Annotated in this window: 1 protein-coding gene; it reads right to left on the bottom strand. The window is 67.5% G+C overall.

The annotated features are described in order from the left end of the window. The coding region (locus AB8Z36_RS41165) for a DUF3105 domain-containing protein (RefSeq protein WP_369218449.1) at positions 1-563 on the bottom strand (563 nt) is incomplete at its 3' end. Between the last annotated feature and the right edge of the window lie 123 nt (positions 564-686).

Here is a 686-nt window from a genome sequence, read left to right as displayed (position 1 = left end):
CCGCTGACGGTCCGCTGGTGCGCCCACGCCGTCAGCATGACGGGGTCCTTCTGGTCCTTCACGGGACTCATCAGGGAGTACGGCGTGGCCTTCACCTTCGCGCGCAGCTTCTTCAGGTCGGCCGCGTCCGCCTTGTCGTTGTACGTGACCCAGACGGCCCCGTGTTCGAGCGAGTGCACGGCGTTGACCTCGGGAAGCTCGTGGTCGTAGACGTCGCCGTTGCAGTTCATCCAGACCTGGTTGTGGTCGCCGCCGACCGGCGGGGTCATGGGGTAGTCGACCTTCTCGGCGACGTGCGTACGCCCGAGCTTGCCCCACTCCTTCTCGCCGTCCGCGTTCACCTTGTACTTGGGCCAGTCCTTGGACGAGCCCTTGGCGTCCGAGGAGCCGTCGGAGGCCTTGGAGAAGAGGTAGAAGCCACCCGCGCCCAGCGCGGCGACGACGACCGCGGTGACCGTGATGGTCAGGACGCGTCCCCGCCGTTCCCGTGCGCGCTCGGCTTGGCGCATCTCCTCTATCCGGGCCTTGCGGGAAGCGTTGCGCGACTTGTCGGCGGAACCCATGGTGTGTGTCCTTCGGGAAAGGCTCGGGAGCGGTCAGACGGGTCCGCTGATCGTAGAGCGGCCGGGAGACGGACAACAGGCCCTCAGGCCAACACCGACCACGCCCGCCACACGTATCCCTCC

This window comes from Streptomyces flavofungini, assembly GCF_041028215.1.
Lineage (GTDB): Bacteria > Actinomycetota > Actinomycetes > Streptomycetales > Streptomycetaceae > Streptomyces > Streptomyces flavofungini_B.
Note: the sequence above shows the minus strand (reverse complement) of the source record. Positions and strands in the feature narration are given on the sequence as shown.